Here is an 18,400-nt window from a genome sequence, read left to right on the forward strand (position 1 = left end):
GTACCATGAACACATTCCGAAACATCCTATTCGCTACTTGCTGCGTTTCTATGCTTGCAGCAGCAGATGCCCATGCGCAGTCTTCTAAAAAGAAGGCCAAAGCAGCTAAGGAGGCAGCTACTGCACAAGCCCCAATGGTTAAAGAACCATCGGAGCAGGAAAGGCAGATTAGCGAAGCGTTGTTTCTGGATGGCCTGAAATATTTTATGCTGGAGGACTACCAACAAGCCCTCCAGCTTTTTCAGAAAGCCCATACGGTAACGCCCAATAACGCAGGGCTAAACTATAAAATCGGCGAAACTTACCTGTTTCTGAAAGATGCCAGAGCTGCCGTGCCATTTGCGCAGGCAGCTGTTGCCTTAGACAGCAAAAACCCATACTATTACCTGCTGCTGGCGCAGCTCCACACAGACCAGAAACAGTTTGATGCCGCTGCACAGGCTTACAACGACTTGTTGCGCAACGTACCTGATTCGGAGGAATATCTTTTTAACCTGGCCGATTTATACTTGGCACAATCGCGATATGATGATGCCCTTAAAACGTATGAGCGCATCGAAAAACAATTTGGCGAGTTAGAGCAGCTAACAGTAAGCAGGCAACAAATTTACCTGCGTCAGAAAAACATAGAAAAAGCAATTCAGGAGGGCGAAAAGCTAATTGCCAACTACCCTACTGAGCCACGTTACTTCTTAGCGCAGGCAGAACTGTACAATGCCAGCCAAAAGCCGGATCAAGCTATTTCCGTACTGGAAAAGGCGCTTAACCTGGACCCCAATAACCCATTTGCACACCTCATGCTCTCTGACCTGTACCGCCAGAAAGGCAACCAGGCTGAGTCTGAGAAAAGAGTAAAATTAGCGTTTGCCAGCGCTGAACTGGATATTGATACCAAGGTGCGTATTCTGGTGGATTTTATACGCCAATTACCTAACCCTGCTATCGAGGAGGTATCCTTGGAATTAGTAGACCTTACTATCAAGAACCACCCTCAAGAAGCGAAGGCTTATGCAGTAGCCGGTGACCTGCAAACAATTGTTGGCAAAAAGGAAAAGGCGCGAAACAACTATCTTGAAGCCGTTAAGTTAGATGACTCCCATTTTAAAATATGGCAGCAAATTGTACTGCTAGACGCGGAACTGGCACAGGCTGACTCATTAGTAATTCATTCAGATAAAGCGCTGGAGCTGTTCCCGAACCAGGCTGTTTTCTGGTTTTATAATGGTACCGGCCATATGATCGAGAAAAACTACACGAAAGCAGTTAAAGCACTAGAGCAAGGCAAGCGCTTATCGGTTGGCGAGCCAGAACTGGTAGCACAATTTAACTTGCAACTCGGAGACAGCTATAACTCCCTTAAGGAGCACGCAAAGTCTGACGCAGCTTACGAAGCTGTGCTAGCGCATGATGCCAACAACGCACACGTGCTAAACAACTACAGCTACTTCTTATCGTTGCGTGGCGAGCACATGCAAAAAGCCAGAACCATGTCTGAGCGCCTTGTAAAGCAGCATCCCACTAACCCAACCTACCTGGATACTTACGCTTGGGTACTTTACAGATTAGGGGAATATACTGAGGCCCGGAAATACCTGGAACAGGCAGTTGCCATATCAGATGATGCCACCATTGTTGAACACTACGGCGACGTATTGTATAAATTAGGCAAAAAGGAAGAGGCCGTAAGCCAATGGCAGAAGGCAAAACTAAAAGGAGAGGCCTCAGCCCATATCGACAGAAAAATAAAAGACAAAAAGCTTTATGAGTAAACACCTTTTGGTGGCATTGTTGGCAGTACTCCTGTTAGCAGGCTGTAAAAAAGAGACCCTGCCTAGCACAGCCTCAGAATCAACAGCAACTGTAGGTCGCGTTACAGTAAATAACCTGGATTTCACATACCTTAACTCCAAGGCTCAAATCACTTTTTCAGATAAGAACGATAATTTGTCATCTGGCATCTCTATGCGCATCAAGAAAGACAGCGTCATCTGGATTTCGGTGCAGCCGGGCCTTGGTATCGAAGCGGCTCGCATGAAGCTAACCCAGGACTCTGTTTACATGATTAACCGTTTACAGAAAGAATTTGCCGCTACCGATTACAGCTTTCTAAGAAGCAAACTTAACGTAGATGTAAATTTTGATGTGATACAATCTATTTTATTGGGCAATTACCAGTCGCAGGGTACTGAAAAGGTGATGGCAGCCAATGATATGCAGCACATACAGCAAACGCGCCAGCACATGCTTTTCGACTATTTTATCAACCTTAGTAACAGTAAACTTAAGCAGCTAAATGTACAGGATAACAGTAATGGCAATACAATTACTGTAAAGTATGACAGCTTTAATAAAGTAGGTACTGTTCCTTTTGCTCATGATTTAGCGGCACAGGTACTGCAAAAAGGCCAGGTTACAGATTTTACGTTGAAACATAGCCGCATCTCTATTACAGATCAAAATTTGGATTTCCCTTTCTCCATTCCGAAAGACTATAAACGCCTTACTTTTAATTAAATCTGACACCGCATTGGTACTTCACTTATAGTTTTGCCATATTTGTAGACTAAGTGCATACCAACCTATAGTTTAATGAAGGCCCTTTACCGATTAGTCTTTTTACTGAGCATACTTTCTATACCCTTGGCTGCTCAAGCCCAGAAGGTAAAATCCAAAGCACAGCTCGAAAAAGAGAAAAAGGAAAACCTTAACAGGATAAAGCAAGCGAACCAGATTCTGCAGCAAACCAAAAAGCAGAAAGAAGCCTCTATTGGCCAGCTTAATGCCATCAAGGAAAAAATCACCGTTCAGACTGGTGTCATCACCAACATATCCCGGGAGATAACATACATACAATCTGATGTGCAGGAAACAGAAGGCATTGTAAAATCCCTGCAAAAAGACCTGGACAACCTGAAGGCAGAGTATGCCACAATGGTATACGCGGCATCAAAAACAGCTAATAGCTACAACAAACTAATGTTCCTGTTTGCCGCTGAATCTTTTAATCAACTGGTGATGCGCCTGCGCTACCTGCAACAATACTCTGATGCGCGCCATAAACAGGTAGAGCAGATAAGCAAGGTACAGGCTGCACTAACAGGCCAGCTTAATCTTTTAGAGTCAAAGCGAAAGCAGAAGCAAAACCTGTTAAGCAAACAAATTGCAGAAAGCAAAAACCTGCAGACGCTAAAAGTGCAGCAGGACAGCGTAATTAACCGCCTGAGCAAGCAGGAAACTAATTTAAAGCAGGAGGTTGCGCAGCGCCAACAGGCAGTAAAGAAGCTTGATAAATTAATTGCCGACATTGTACGCGAGGAAATAGCAAGAGCGGCACGAGCAGCGCGTGAGGCTGGCAAAGCCTCTAGTGGCAGCAGCAGCAAAATGACACTAACTCCAGAGGCTGCTTTGATATCATCTTCGTTTGCCGGAAACAGGGGAAGGCTGGCATGGCCTGTAGAGCGTGGCTTTATATCACAGAAGTTTGGTCGCCACAATCACCCTGTATTAAAAGGTGTAGTTGTAGAAAACCGCGGCATCGACATCCAAACCTCACAGGGAGCAACAGCAAGAGCTATATTTGAAGGTAAAGTACTTACAGTTGCATCTGTACCGGGCATGAACAATATTGTAATGGTACAACACGGTGAGTACTTTACTGTTTACGCAAAGCTTAAATCAGTTAATGTGACCACAGGCCAGACGGTAAAGATAAAAGACATTATAGGCACCATATACACCGATACAGACGGGACAACTGAACTCCAGTTCCAGGTATGGAAGAACAGCGACAACATGAACCCGGAACTTTGGCTACTTAGAAAATAACTCCTGCTGCCATAAATGGGAAATGCACGGCTTTAGCCGTGCATTTCCCATTTATGGCAGCAGGTAATACCTATTTATACTGTTAACCACTCTATGATTAGAGGCGTACGCACAAAGTAGTATTTATTCCATATAGCCCTAAAACAAAAAAACACCCTACAGTGCAGGGTGCCTTTCCAAGCTATGAAAACAAACTTAATATTTTATATATAAGTGCATCTTTGGGTTTCCAAAACTTGCACTATCATTTCTAACTCTAAATTACTACGTAAAGATTAAATCTGCAAATAATAAGCTAATAATTCAGCATTTATGATTAATCGTTGTATAGCTATACTACTATCTTATTCCTTTTGTTACTGAAATATATATATTTTTTTTAAGATATAAGTTTCCTGCACAAGAAGAAGTCAAATTCATATCTCTCTAATCAGAGATAATGTTGCTTTAAAACAGGTAATATAATTTTAAGAGTATACTTCCCTATTTAATGATCTTACAACAAGTATAATGCCAACAACTCTCAGAATATATAACCTGCTGATAAACAGCAATAAGCATAATAAAACAACAAACCCATCTTCCCAATTTGGGACAATATACTTCATACACCTCCCATCTTTAGATAACTTCATCCTCTATCGGAACCCAACACTTGAAATATAGAAGCGACCTACTTTAATACAAGCTCTGAAATGTATTGCAGCTATTTAAGCTATAGTATACAGTAATTAAACTTATCTCGGTTGTTGTGGGTTTATTTAAAATATTAACCCTAATTTTGCGATATACATTTTTAAATTTAACAACATGGAAATCACTAACATTTTCCTATTTATTGGTGGTCTTGGCGGCACAGAAGTAATCCTAATTCTGGTTGTTATTCTTTTACTTTTCGGTGCAAAGCGCATCCCTGAACTTGCTAAAGGTCTTGGTCGCGGCATCAGAGAATTTAAAGACGCTACGAAAGAAGTTAAGAGCGAGATTGAGTCTTCTGTAAAAGACGACGATCGCACAAAATAAGCTAACCAAGTAGCAGCTATTACAGAGGCTATGTGTTTAACTACTGTTTTCCTTTTCCTGGGGGACCTGGGGGGAGGAGAAATGCTTGTTGTAATGACAGCAGTCCTATTATTGTTTGGCGCAGATCGTATACCCAGCATTGCACGCTCTTTTGGGCGAGGTATGAGGGAGTTTAAAGATGCGACAAATGAAATCAAAAATGAATTAGAGCGTTCTGTCGAAGACGAAAAGAAGTCAAAATAGATTGAAACAGTATAACTCGCTACAGGATATTCGCACTGCCATAGCCAATGAGCAGCTCACGTGCCGGCAGTTGGTGGATCATTACATCCACAACATCAAGGAAAAGGCTGAACTAAATGCATTCCTCGAAGTATTTGAGCAGGAAGCATATACACAAGCCGATATCGTAGACCATAAATTAGCCAACGGCACCGCCGGAAAACTGGCAGGTATGGTTATAGGCATTAAGGATGTGTTAGCCTTTGAAGGCCATAGCCTTCAGGCTTCCAGCCAGATCTTAAACGGGTTCAAATCGTTGTATACTGCTACTGCGGTGCAGCGTTTGATTGCTGAGGATGCCATCATTATCGGACGCCAGAACTGCGATGAGTTTGCGATGGGTGCCTCTAACGAAAATTCATCTTTTGGCCCTGCATTAAATGCAGATGACACCACACGGGTTCCGGGTGGCTCTTCAGGTGGTTCCGCAGTTGCTGTTCAAGCGGACCTTTGCTTAGCCTCTATAGGCTCAGACACGGGTGGATCAGTACGCCAACCAGCGTCATTCTGTGGTGTGGTAGGGCTAAAGCCGACTTACTCGCGTATTTCCCGCTACGGCCTGATAGCTTATGCTTCTTCATTCGACCAAGTTGGTATAATTTCTAAAAGTGTGTCGGATGCGGCGCTGTTGTTAGAGGTAATGGCTGGCAAGGATGAGTATGACAGCACGGTAAGCCAGCGCGAAGTGCCTGCCTATAGCCAGCAGTTAGCTACTGATAAGAAGTATAAAATCGGGTACATCCGCGACTGCTTCGAAAGCGAAGGCTTAGATACAGAAGTTAAGGATGCTATACTTGGCGTGAAAGACATGCTAAAAGAGTCGGGCCATGAAGTAGAGGCTGTAGATTTCCCGTACCTTGACTACATCGTACCAACCTACTACATACTGACTACAGCAGAAGCCAGTTCTAATTTAGGCCGCTACGATGGCGTAAAGTATGGCTACCGCTCAGAAAACGCTACAGACCTTACGTCACTTTACAAAAAAACAAGATCTGAAGGTTTTGGTGCTGAAGTACAGCGTCGTATTATGCTGGGCACTTTTGTGTTAAGTGCTGATTATTACGATGCATACTATACAAAGGCTCAGCGCGTTAGAAGACTGATAAAAGAGAAAACAGACGAGTTGCTGCAGGCTTACGATTTCCTTATCTTGCCTACAGCTCCTACTACTGCTTTTAAGTTAGGAGAAAACACAGCAAATCCGTTAGCTATGTACTTAGCTGATATATTTACTGTACAGGCCTCTCTAGCAGGTGTCCCAGCCATTTCTATACCGGTTGGCCGTGATGCCAACGGCCTTTCCATCGGGTTGCAGCTGATGACCCGCTCATTTGAAGAGTCGCAGATGCTTGCTCTTTCAAATTATATACTGGATAAGATAACCGTTGAAGCATAAACTCCAATGACATATTATAGACTATTTATAGTAGTAGCCGCCTTGATTGGCAGCTTGAGTGCTACAGGCACACAGGCTGCCAATTCTGGTTTTATTAGCGACACGTTACAGCCCGAAGCAGACACCACTTTCCTTTCCCAGGATGAGTTGGCGTTAATGGTTGAGTACATCCCTAATGAACCTAATGAAGTAATCCAGGATCGCTTAAGCTGTATTGCGTCTGATATACCTCTTGAGTTTAACAAGTATGTTAGAGCCCATATCGATTACTTTACCATTCGCAACAGAAAGTATACCCGCACCATGCTGTCGCGCGAGAATGTATACTTCCCTTTGTTCGAAAAGTACCTGGAGAAGCACAACATGCCGCAAGACCTGAAATATCTTGCTATAGTAGAATCGGGTCTTAACCCGAAGGCAGCTTCGTGGGCAAAAGCAGTAGGACTATGGCAGTTTATACCTGTAACCGGTAAAGAATATGGCCTGGAACAAAACCAGTACATTGATGAGCGCATGGACCCGGAGAAATCCACAGATGCGGCAATGCGTTTCCTTAAAAGACTTTACAGAACCTACGGCGACTGGGAACTGGCTTTGGCTGCCTATAACTGCGGACCTGGAAACGTAAATAAGGCTATCCGCAAGGCAGGCGGTGGCAAAAGAACCTTCTGGGAGATTTACCCTTACCTTCCGCGCGAAACTCGAAACTACATACCGTCTATGACGGCTGTTATTTATGCCATGAATTATGCTCCTGAGCATAACATCTTCTCAGATTCTATACTTTATACCCCAGATGTAGCCTACCTAGAACTTAACAAGGTAGTAGACTTGGAGAAGCTGGCAGAAGAACTGCACCTGGCACCTGAAGAGTTGATGGCGCTGAACCCGGAGATAAAGAAGACCAAGATTCCGGAGCATCTACTTAATTATAGAATTCGCATTCCTGCCCAAACCGCAAAGTTGGTAGCATCGATTAACGACAAAGAGTGTATACTTATAGCAGCTGCACCAGTTAAGCAACCCGAATCAGAAGCAAGCCCGGAGCCAGCAAAAGCAACCGTATTACTGGCTAGCACAAAGGCTGAGGCTGCTGAAGAAGGAGCACAATCAACAGCAAAAACAACTTATACTGTACGCAACGGAGACAACTTATCTGTTATCGCTCAAAACTATAACATATCTGTTGCAGAGCTAAAAGAATGGAACAGCATTAAGGGCAGCAGCATTATGCCAGGCCAAAAGCTGTCGATCCACAAGCCTGCTGATGAAGTTGCTGCCACACCATTGCTGGCATCAAGTGAAAAGACTGGCAGCTCAGCAAAGGAAAAACCTACCAAAATAACCACAGAGCGAGTAAAAAAAGACAAGCTGATTTACCACGTGCAACCCGGCGATACACTTTGGACTATTTCACAGCGGCACAATGGCCTTACAGTAGAGCAAATCAAAAAGCTTAACAAGCTAAAGACTAACGCTATTCAGCCTGGGCAAAAACTCATACTTGGATAGAATTTATACTTTGTACCTCAACTAAAGAGCACCTCTTAATGCAAGAGGTGCTCTTTAGTTTATAATTCAGGCTGTTTCATTAGGCTAAGGAGTTAAATAATTGTAATTTCTGCTGCACAATGGAGAAGAGCGCTTATCTTTGGAGGCTTGATTTTGGATTAACGCGAAAAACTTATGAAATTGGTCTTTAGCAAGATATAATTTGTAAAAAGCCCAAAAGTGTTGTCCTGAATTGAGCTGTAACAACACAAACAACAACGCATACAAATGATTAAAGTAAACAAAGAAGACGCCTTGAACTACCACATGCAGGGCCAGCCTGGCAAAATAGAGGTAGTTCCTACAAAAATGTTGAGCACGCAGCACGATCTTGCGCTTGCATACTCTCCGGGCGTTGCCGAACCTTGCAAAGAGATAGCCGCTGATAAAGACAACGTTTATAAGTATACAGCCAAAGGAAACCTGGTAGGTGTTATATCAAACGGCACAGCTGTGCTTGGTTTGGGTAACATAGGTCCAGATGCCTCAAAGCCTGTAATGGAAGGAAAAGGCGTTCTTTTCAAAAAATTTGCTGGTATTGATGTATTTGATATCGAAATTGACTGTACCGACCCGGCAGAGTTTGTACGAATTGTAAAGTCTCTGGAGCCAACATTTGGTGGCATCAACCTGGAAGACATAAAGGCCCCTGAAAGTTTTAAAATTGAAAATGCGCTAAAGGAGCAGATGAATATTCCGCTCATGCACGACGACCAACATGGCACAGCCATTATCTCATCTGCAGCACTTTTAAACGCCCTGGAGCTTGCTGATAAAAACATCGGCGATATTAAAATGGTAGTAAACGGTGCCGGTGCCGCCGCTATTGCCTGTGCCAAGCTATACGTTGCTTTAGGCGTAAAAATGGATAACATCGTCATGTTCGATAAAGACGGCATTATCCGTCCGGAACGCGACGACCTGGATATTTACAGAGCTCAGTTTGTAACGCTGCGCAAAATAACCACACTCGAAGAAGCCATGCGAGATGCTGACGTCTTTGTTGGCTTATCGGCAGGCAATGTGCTTCCGCCGGAGTATGTAAAACTCATGGCTCCAAATCCGATCATTTTTGCGCTGGCAAACCCTGATCCTGAAATTGCTTACGATGTGGCAATGGCAACCCGTGAAGATCTTATCATGGCAACAGGCCGCTCCGACCATCCTAACCAGGTAAACAACGTACTTGGTTTCCCATACATTTTCAGGGGTGCTTTGGACGTGCGTGCCACCGAGATAAACGAAGCGATGAAACTGGCTGCTGTACACTCGCTTGCAGCGCTTGCCAAAGAGACTGTACCAGAGATAGTGCATAAAGCTTACGGTGACAACACCATATCTTTTGGCCGTTTCTACTTGATACCTACACCACTAGACCCTCGCTTGATTACTACCGTATCACCGGCAGTAGCAAAAGCGGCTATGGAAAGCGGTGTTGCGCGCACTCCTATTACCGATTGGGTAAAGTATGAGCAGGAGCTTAAAGAGCGTATCGGCATTGATCAGAAGTTAATGACACGCATCACCAACCAGGCAAAGGAAAATCCTAAGACGGTTGTTTTTGCAGAGGCCGATCATTACAAAATTCTGAAAGCAGCACAAACCGTAAAAGAGCAACGCATTGCGAATCCGATACTGCTAGGTAACCGCAAACGCATTCAGGCTATCATCGAAGAGACGAAGCTGGAACTGCAGGGTGTTACTATCATCGATCCGTTTGAGGAAGATGCCAAACGTGAAGAGTATGCCCAGTTGCTTTACCTGAAACGCCAGCGTAAAGGCCTTACCTTGTTTGATGCCCGCCGCCAAATGCGTGATAGAAATTACTTTGGAAGTATGATGCTAGAGTGTGGAGAGGCTGATGCGCTGATTTCGGGCTTAACCCGCGATTACTCTAAAACCATTGTACCGGCGCTCCAGGTAATTGGCGTAGAGGAAGGCATCAACAAAGTGGCAGGCATGTACATTATCCTGAGCAAAAAGGAGCCATACTTCTTCGCTGATACTACCGTAAACGTTAACCCAACAGCCGATGAGTTAGTGGATATTATAGGACTAACAGCGCGTACTGTACGCTTTTTTGATACTGAGCCACGCATGGCTGTGCTGTCTTACTCTAACTTTGGATCGGTACAGGGCGACATACCTAAAAAAGGCGCAGAGGCCGTACGAAAAGCAAAAGCTAAATACCCTAATTTACTGATTGACGGGGAGATGCAGGCCAACACAGCACTTAACCGAAACCTGCTACGCGAACACTACCCGTTTAGTGAGTTGGCTGAAAAGGGTGCTAATACACTTATATTCCCAACACTTACTTCGGGTAACATTGCTTACAAGGTGCTGCAAGAAATTGGGGGTGCCGAAGCCATTGGTCCTGTACTGATGGGCATGCGTAAGCCTGTACATATTTTACAGTTAGGCAGCTCCATCAGAGAAATTATAAACATGGTAGCTATTGCTGTCGTAGATGCTCAAAACTATAACAATCAACATATATAGATGATAGCCTATATTGATGGCAAATTAACCTATAAAGATCCTACCTACGTCATCATCGATGTGAATGGCGTGGGGTATCAGATCAAAATATCGCTGGGCACTTATTCTTCGCTGCCAACTGGTGAACGCTGTAAACTGCACACGTACCTGCACATCAAGGAAGATGCGCATACGCTTTATGGCTTTACTACTGCAGCAGAGAAAGAAGTGTTCCTGCTTTTAATATCTATCTCAGGAGTGGGCCCCAATACGGGGCTCATGATCCTGTCTTCTCTCTCAGTGGATGAAGTGCAGCAAGCAATTATCAGAGAAGATGTAAGAACGATTCAGCAAGTAAAAGGCATTGGCGCTAAAACGGCCCAGCGTGTTATACTTGAGCTGAAGGATAAGATGAAGAAGGAAGCGCTGCTGACGGATACATTAGTGCCTGCTGCCTCACACAATACGAACAGAGCCGAAGCGTTATCAGCGTTAGTTACTTTAGGCTTTGCTAAGAACGTGGCTGAGAAAACACTAGACTCTATTATCAAAAGAGAGGGAGGCAATCTGAGTGTGGAAGAGTTGATAAAGTTTGCCTTGAAATCGTCTTAAACAGGTATACCCAATTTGATCTGGAAAAGTAAAAAACACAACCTGCTCCTAGTATCGGTTGCAGCTATTTCTATGCTGACTTGGTGGTCGCAGGCGGAAGTACTGCGCTCACCCGGAAGGATTAAGTATACCATTCTCCAAAACCTGCTATCCCGTCAGGATACAGTTAAAAAAGATACTGCTTATATTCCAAGCAGGAGGCCAACTTTTGTGCCTAGCGATAGGCGCGGCAACCCTTTTAGCACACGCTCCACCTCCTCTCCTCTTCTACTTGGCCAACCAAGCAATCTAAAGTTAAACGTAGAGCTAGACGATAGCCTGCAACTTTATAATATTACGGAGACATTAGGAGACGTAAATTATCGTCCACCATCCTCCATGACGCTGCAGCAATATTCTGAGTGGCAGCAACGTGAATCTATCCGCAGTTACTGGCGAACCAAATCTGCCGGCCTGGATGGTGAAAGCGTGGTGAGCAGCAACAGGCTTATACCTAAAATATATATCAGCCCTGCCTTCGACCGCATTTTTGGTGGCAACTATGTAGATATACAGCCAAATGGTAACGTTTCGCTTAAATTTGGCGCACGCTTTAACCGGAACCAGAACCCAACTATACCCCTACGCCAGCAGCGCACCGGCGACTTCGATTTCGATCAGAACATCTCCCTAAACCTGGTGGGTAAGGTAGGTGAGAAAATGCGCATCAACTTTAACTGGGATAACAACGCCAACTTCGACTTCGAAAATAACATGAAGTTGGATTATACGGGCTACGAAGAAGAGATAATTCGCAAAGTGGAGGCCGGTAACGTAAGCTTGCCACTAAATAACTCGCTTATTACAGGTGCCCAAAACCTGTTTGGTATAAAAACGCAACTGCAGTTTGGCCGCCTGGGTGTTACTACTATTGCATCTAATGTGCGTGGGCGTAACGATGAAGTGATTATCCAGAACGGGGCACAGAACAAACCTTTCCAGATCAGGATAGATGAGTATGACAAAGACAGGCATTTCTTCCTATCCCAGTTTTTCAGGAACCGCTATGACCAGGCGCTCGCTAAGCTGCCGCTGGTAAGCTCGGGCATTGTGATCCGTCGCCTGGAGCTGTACGTTACCAATAACAACCGCTCCACCGAAAACCTGCGCAACATGGTGGCCCACATGGACATCGGTGAGGCCGACCCGTTTAGAAACAGGTTTGAGACGCGGCCACCAACGGCACCAGCAGATAATGATAACAACTCGCTTTATAGCTTATTAAATAACACGCAGGCCCGCAACAACAGCACCGTAGATGATTACCTGCGCAGCCAGGGCTTACAGAAAACAATCGATTTTGAGCACGTACGTGCCCGCAAGCTCGACCCAAGAGAGTATAAATTCAATCCTCAACTCGGATATATCTCGCTTAACTCTGCACTACTCCCAGATCAGGTGCTGGGTGTGTCTTTTGAGTATACTTACAACGGCCAAACATACCAGGTAGGTGAGTTGATAGAAGATTACCAGAACCTGGACGACCAGAAAGTTGTCCATATGAAATTGCTGCGTGCCACGAACCCGGCATTAGAGTACCCAACCTGGGACCTGATGATGAAGAACGTGTATAGCCTGGATGCCACGCAGGTAAACCGCCAGAACTTCCAGATGCAGATCATCTACAAAGATGATGAAACGGGGGTGGATATTACAAGTATAAAAGAGCCAAGCCCTATCCAGAATATTCCGCTGGTGGAGGTGTTAAACCTGGATAACGTAAACACAAACAACGATAAGCCAAGTGACGGTAACTTCGACTTTTTACCAGGCATTACCATTGATACTGAATCCGGTCGTATTTTCTTTCCGCAGGTAGAGCCTTTTGGTAGCTACCTTGCTCAAAAACTAGCCGGCAGACCAGAGTTGATCGAACGCTACGTATTCCAGGAACTGTATGAGCAAACTCAGACAGACGCACAGCAGAATAACGTAAAAGCTAAATTCTTCCTGAAAGGCCGTTTGCAGGCCACATCCGCCGATGAGATCACCTTGCCAGGCTTTAGGATTGCAGAGGGTTCTGTGGCAGTATACTCGGGTGGTACGCGCCTCGTAGAAGGCACAGACTACCAGGTGTTCTACGACCTTGGCCGCATCAAAATACTTAACCCAAGCTACATTAGCTCGGCCAGCGATTTAAGGGTAACTTATGAAAAAGCTGAACTGCTGAACATACAGCCTCGCTCGCTATTAGGTGCCAGATTTGATTATAGGCTGAATGACGACGTAAATATTGGTGCTACCGTTTTACACTTAGCCGAGCAGCCATACATTAACCGCGTAAGTATAGGCGATGAGCCATCTAACAACACGATTTACGGCTTTGATTTAAACGTGCAAAAAGAATCGCGCTTCCTGACGAAGATGACGGATGCAATACCGCTGATACAAACCAAGGTACCTTCTTTGATATCGTTCAGCGGTGAGTTTGCCCAGTTAGTGCCCGCCAAAACAAAGTCTGCTGTAAATGAGGATGGCGCTTCTTACATTGATGACTTTGAAGGTGCCGAAACACCTTACAGCTTGGGTGGCTTCAACAACACGAGCTGGCGATTAGCTGCCACACCTGCTCCTCTGGTACCAGGTGTTGGCCTTGCCAACGCCTACAACAGAGCTAAATTAGCCTGGTATACTATAGACCAGATTTTTTACCGCGATGCAGATAATTTAAGGCCTGATAACATCACAAAAGAAGAGCTTGCCAACCACTATGTGCGGGGCGTTAGAAGAAATGAGGTGTTCCCGGGCCGCGACCCTGAAGTAGCCAACACCTTTGAGTATACTTTTGATTTAGCCTATTACCCAAGAGAGCGCGGGCAGTATAACTATAACCCTCGCCTTACACCACAAGGCCTTTTAGCAGACGACCCACGTAATAACTGGGGTGGTATCAGCCGTGATATTTCGTTTGATACAGACTTTGATAATGCCAACATCGAGTACATTGAGTTCTGGATGATGGACCCTTTCATCTCTGGGCCAAACGGAAGAAAAGATGCACAAGGCAATCCGATTACAAGCACAGAAGGCGGACAGTTGGTATTTAACTTAGGTAGTGTATCAGAAGATGTGCTACAGGATAACCTATACTCTTTTGAGAACGGCTTACCAACAGCAGCGGATAATCTGCAAAGTATACAGGAAACGCTCTGGGGACGCGTGACTACGCAGCAGTTCCTGACGGATGCCTTTACAGGTGTTTCAGGTGGTCGCCAGTTTCAGGATATTGGTCTGGATGGTTTGAATGATGCGAGCGAACGTACCTACTTCCAGAACACATTCCTGAACCAGATACCGGGCACACCACCGCAGATTGTACTTGATGACCCATCAGGAGATAATTTCCTGCACCACCTGGATGCAAGCTATGATGCGCAGAACGCTGGTATACTTGCCCGTTACAAAAACTTTAACGGCATGGAGAATAACTCCCCGGAAAACAGCCGTTTCTCTAACTACGCTTTCCCTGACAAAGAAGACCTGAACCGCGACAACGTGATAAACGATGTGGAGCAGTACTACGAGTATAAAATAGACCTACAGCCAGGCCAGTTAAATGTTGGGCAGAATTACATTGTTGATGCTATCCAGAACAACGAAGTTACCTGGTACCAGTTCAGAGTGCCTATCCGCCAGCCAACCGGAACCGTAGGGGGTATAAGCGGCTTCAAATCGATCAGGTTTATGCGCATGTACCTTACGCAGTTTGCTGACCCGGTAGTAATGCGTTTTGTGCAGTTCCAGTTTGTGGCAAACCAATGGCGCCAGTACCTGCAGCCGATCACCGATGGTAATCCTTGCTTAACCTGTACTGATGATGCCAGATCGTTTACGATCTCAACTGTAAACATCGAAGAAAACGGGCAGTCTACAGAAGGAAGCATTCCGTATGTAGTGCCTCCGGGAATTGAGCGCCTCCGCGATTACGCTTCTACCAACGATCGTCGCCAGAACGAGCAGTCGCTGCAGCTTTGCGTGGATGAGTTGAAAGACTCTTTCTCTAAGGCTGTTTACAAAAACATCTCCCTGGACATGCTTATATACAAGCGCCTGAAGCTGTTTATACATGCTCAAAGCCAGGACGCAGGCATACAGAACGGTGATGTACAGGCATTTATCCGAATAGGTACTGACTTTACGCAGAATTACTATGAGTATGTAGTTCCGCTGGAGATTACACCCCAAGGCAGCTTAACGGCAGATGCCATCTGGCCTCAAGGCAACCAAATTGATATTGCTCTGGAAGAATTCGTGAATGCCAAAGTACTTCGCAACAGGCAGCCGGGCTTCGATCGTTTCAGGCCGTTTGACGTGAACATAGACGGTAAAACCATACGCGTGGTAGGTAACCCGGATTTTAGTGAAGTGCAGAGCATCATGATCGGTATGCGTAACCCAACAGACAATGGGCAGCCGCACTCTGTGTGTATGTGGGTGGATGAGCTTCGTGTAACAGATTTCAGAAACCAAACAGGCTGGGCAGCCAACGGACGTTTAAATACCAAACTCGCAGACTTCGCCAACATTACCGCCACAGGTGCTTATACTACGGTTGGTTTTGGTGGCCTGCAGCAGAAAATATCGCAGCGCGCACGTGAAAACACAGCGTTGTTTGATGTAAGCGCCAACATTGTGGCAGATAAGTTCTTGCCAGAGAAACTGGGCATCAGAGTACCGCTGTCGGTACAGTATGGTACACTAAACAGCGAACCTCAGTTTGACCCATTAGATAAAGACGTACCGCTGGAACAATCGCTTACCAGGTTTGATACAGAAGAAGCTAAAAAGGAGTATAAAAAGGAAGTAACCACCCGCGAGACCAGGAAAAGTATAAGCCTGCTTAATGTGCGCAAAGAGCGAACCGACCCAGAGGACAAGGTGCGCCCTTACGACATCGAGAACTTCTCCTTCTCCTACTCTTATGCGGAGCGCCTGTTTACGAATATCGAAACTGACAGAGATTTTACGAAGACGTATAATGGTGCTGTGGCTTATACTTACAATACCACACCAAAAAACATTGAGCCATTTGCCAAATCAGAAAGTCTGAAGTCGCCGTACCTGCGCCTGATAAAGGACCTGAACTTTACGCCGTTGCCAAGCAGCTTTAATTTCAGGGCAGACCTGGACCGCCGCTACAACGAAACGTTCCTGCAGCGCCGCGATTCAGAAACAGGTCTGATCACGACGAGAGGCATCGACCCGACTTTCCAGAAGTACTTTTACTTTAACCGCATCTACGACCTGAAGTGGGACATTACCAAAAGCCTGGCCCTAGACTATACTGCAACAAACAGAGCTATTATAGATGAGCCTGACAACAGAATAAACAAGGAAATCGACTCACTAGCTTACAAGAATAAAGTTATCTGGGATAACCTGAAAAACTTTGGCCGTAATACCAATTTCAACCAAATGGTGGCAGTTAACTATAAATTGCCTTTGGAGAAATTCCCGCTGGTTGATTGGATCGGAGCTGATACCCGTTATGCCGTAAACTACATCTGGACGGCTGGCTCTACTGCCCTGAACCAGGATACTACTTTCAGGTTAGGTAACACCGTAGAAAACAACACCGAGTTTACAGTAAACGGTAAGTTTGACCTGGTGAAGCTCTACAATAAAGTGAAGTTCTTGAAAGCTGTAAATACACCTGCTCCGGCAGCACGGCCTGCTGCACCAGCGCCAGGCGACACAACGGCTAGCAAGCCTGCAGCAGAAATGAAGTTTGCGAAGGGGCTGGCCAGAGTATTGATGATGACACGCTCGATCAACTTCACATACTTGCAAAACCGTGGCACTATGCTGCCGGGCTATTTGCCAAGTACGCAATTTTTCGGGTTTGATGATCAGTTTGAGGCACCGGGCCTGCCGTTTATACTTGGCAAGCAGTACGACCTGGATGATTTATACTTCAGGGCGAAAGAAAACGGATGGTATACCGACAGCAGCCAGTATCTGAACACGCCGCTTAGTGGTATACTTACTCAGGATTTCAGGGCACAGGCAAACCTGGAGCCGTTTAAGAGCTTTAACGTGCAGTTGGATGTGCGCCGCAATAAATCAACTATCGAGGAAATCTTCTACCGCAAAGAATTTGATGATTTTGGAGAAGTAGGAACCGTAGATCAGCGCCAGAATCCATTTAACACAGGTGCCTTCTCTACTTCGTTTATGGCGATCGGTACCCTGTTTGAGAACACAAGCGCCGGCACTTCTAATTCATTTGAAAACTTTATCCGCAACCGTTACGATGTGCGGGAAAAGCTATCTGCCGCCAACGCCGCAGCCGGTGACTCAGGTTATACTTTAAACTCTCAGGATGTATTGATAAAGTCGTTCCTGTACGCTTACCAGGGCCGCGATATAAATGGCTATAAAGCCGAGCCGGATGATAACCCGTTCAAGCGTTTGCCTATTCCTAACTGGCGTTTAGATTACAATGGTTTGTCGCAGCTGCCGTTCTTCCAGCAATGGTTTAGCCAGGTAAATATTACGCACGCTTACAACTCAAGCTACAACGTTACCAGCTTCACCACATCGTTGCTTTACGACCAGGAGCCGGATGGCTTCGCAAGCGCTAAGAACAACTTTGGGCAGCTCGTGCCATACTACATCGTAAACCAGCTGACGGTATCGGAAAGGTTAGCGCCGTTGCTGGGGGTAAACTTCAGGACAAAAACCAACCTGACTGGCCGTATAGAGTATAAGATTGAGCGGAACCTATCGCTGAACCTGACCAACGCGCAGGTAACCGAAACGAATGTAAAAGACTACGTAATCGGGTTAGGGTACGCGACAAGTAATTTCAGGATACCATTCAGGATTGGCGGGCAGCGCCGTGTGCTGGAAAATGAACTGACCATGCGCCTGGATTTTTCGGTGCGTGATAACCAGACAGTACAACGGGCCATTGCCACAGACGACGCAGGCTTTGAAGTAAGCCAGAACCAGATTACGAACGGAACACGCCAACTGCAGTTGCGCCCAACAATAGATTATGTACTGAGCCAGCGCCTGAACATACAGTTTTATGTGCTGCGTACGGTGTCAGATCCTAAAATATCTACATCGTTCCGAAACAGCGTAACCGAGGGTGGCGTTCAACTACGAGTTAGTTTACAATAAAATTTTAGCATTGCGAAAAAGGCCGTATTTTTGGGCTGTAATCTTAAACAGATAAATCAA

The 18,400-nt window shown here is 45.4% G+C and carries 10 protein-coding genes; all 10 read left to right on the forward strand.

The features are described 5' to 3' along the window. The first annotated feature begins 5 nt into the window (after nucleotides 1-5). The 10 genes from Q1A23_RS04410 (at nucleotide 6) to sprA (ending at nucleotide 18,340) form a co-directional block, all read left to right on the forward strand. Nucleotides 6-1,769, forward strand: coding sequence for a tetratricopeptide repeat protein (locus Q1A23_RS04410; RefSeq protein ID WP_299820003.1), 1,764 nt, complete (start codon nucleotides 6-8; stop codon nucleotides 1,767-1,769). After that, nucleotides 1,762-2,514, forward strand: a complete 753-nt coding sequence (locus tag Q1A23_RS04415) for a DUF4292 domain-containing protein (RefSeq protein ID WP_299820006.1) — start codon at nucleotides 1,762-1,764, stop codon at nucleotides 2,512-2,514. The genes Q1A23_RS04410 and Q1A23_RS04415 overlap by 8 nt, the downstream gene beginning before the upstream one ends. A gap of 75 nt (nucleotides 2,515-2,589) precedes the next feature. Beyond that, entirely contained in the window at nucleotides 2,590-3,825 is a 1,236-nt protein-coding gene (locus Q1A23_RS04420; protein ID WP_299820009.1) for a peptidoglycan DD-metalloendopeptidase family protein, read from the forward strand. Nucleotides 3,826-4,635: 810 nt separating this feature from the next. Beyond that, complete coding sequence (gene tatA, locus Q1A23_RS04425; protein WP_299820012.1) at nucleotides 4,636-4,848, forward strand: twin-arginine translocase TatA/TatE family subunit; 213 nt, start codon at nucleotides 4,636-4,638, stop codon at nucleotides 4,846-4,848. 30 nt (nucleotides 4,849-4,878) lie between these two features. Next, nucleotides 4,879-5,091, forward strand: a complete 213-nt coding sequence (locus tag Q1A23_RS04430; protein ID WP_299820014.1) for a twin-arginine translocase TatA/TatE family subunit — start codon at nucleotides 4,879-4,881, stop codon at nucleotides 5,089-5,091. Between the two features lies 1 nt (nucleotide 5,092). After that, nucleotides 5,093-6,529, forward strand: coding sequence for an Asp-tRNA(Asn)/Glu-tRNA(Gln) amidotransferase subunit GatA (gatA, locus tag Q1A23_RS04435; RefSeq protein WP_299820017.1), 1,437 nt, complete (start codon nucleotides 5,093-5,095; stop codon nucleotides 6,527-6,529). A gap of 6 nt (nucleotides 6,530-6,535) precedes the next feature. After that, nucleotides 6,536-8,041, forward strand: coding sequence for a LysM peptidoglycan-binding domain-containing protein (locus Q1A23_RS04440; RefSeq protein ID WP_299820020.1), 1,506 nt, complete (start codon nucleotides 6,536-6,538; stop codon nucleotides 8,039-8,041). 267 nt (nucleotides 8,042-8,308) lie between these two features. Beyond that, nucleotides 8,309-10,582, forward strand: coding sequence for an NADP-dependent malic enzyme (locus tag Q1A23_RS04445; protein WP_299820023.1), 2,274 nt, complete (start codon nucleotides 8,309-8,311; stop codon nucleotides 10,580-10,582). Next, nucleotides 10,583-11,173: a Holliday junction branch migration protein RuvA gene (ruvA, locus tag Q1A23_RS04450; protein ID WP_299820026.1), complete on the forward strand. Its 591-nt coding sequence runs from the start codon at nucleotides 10,583-10,585 to the stop codon at nucleotides 11,171-11,173. A 72-nt stretch (nucleotides 11,174-11,245) separates the two neighbouring features. Continuing rightward, nucleotides 11,246-18,340, forward strand: a complete 7,095-nt coding sequence (sprA, locus tag Q1A23_RS04455) for a cell surface protein SprA (protein WP_299820029.1) — start codon at nucleotides 11,246-11,248, stop codon at nucleotides 18,338-18,340. Nucleotides 18,341-18,400 lie beyond the last annotated feature (60 nt).

This window comes from uncultured Pontibacter sp., from assembly GCF_947492645.1.
Lineage (GTDB): Bacteria > Bacteroidota > Bacteroidia > Cytophagales > Hymenobacteraceae > Pontibacter.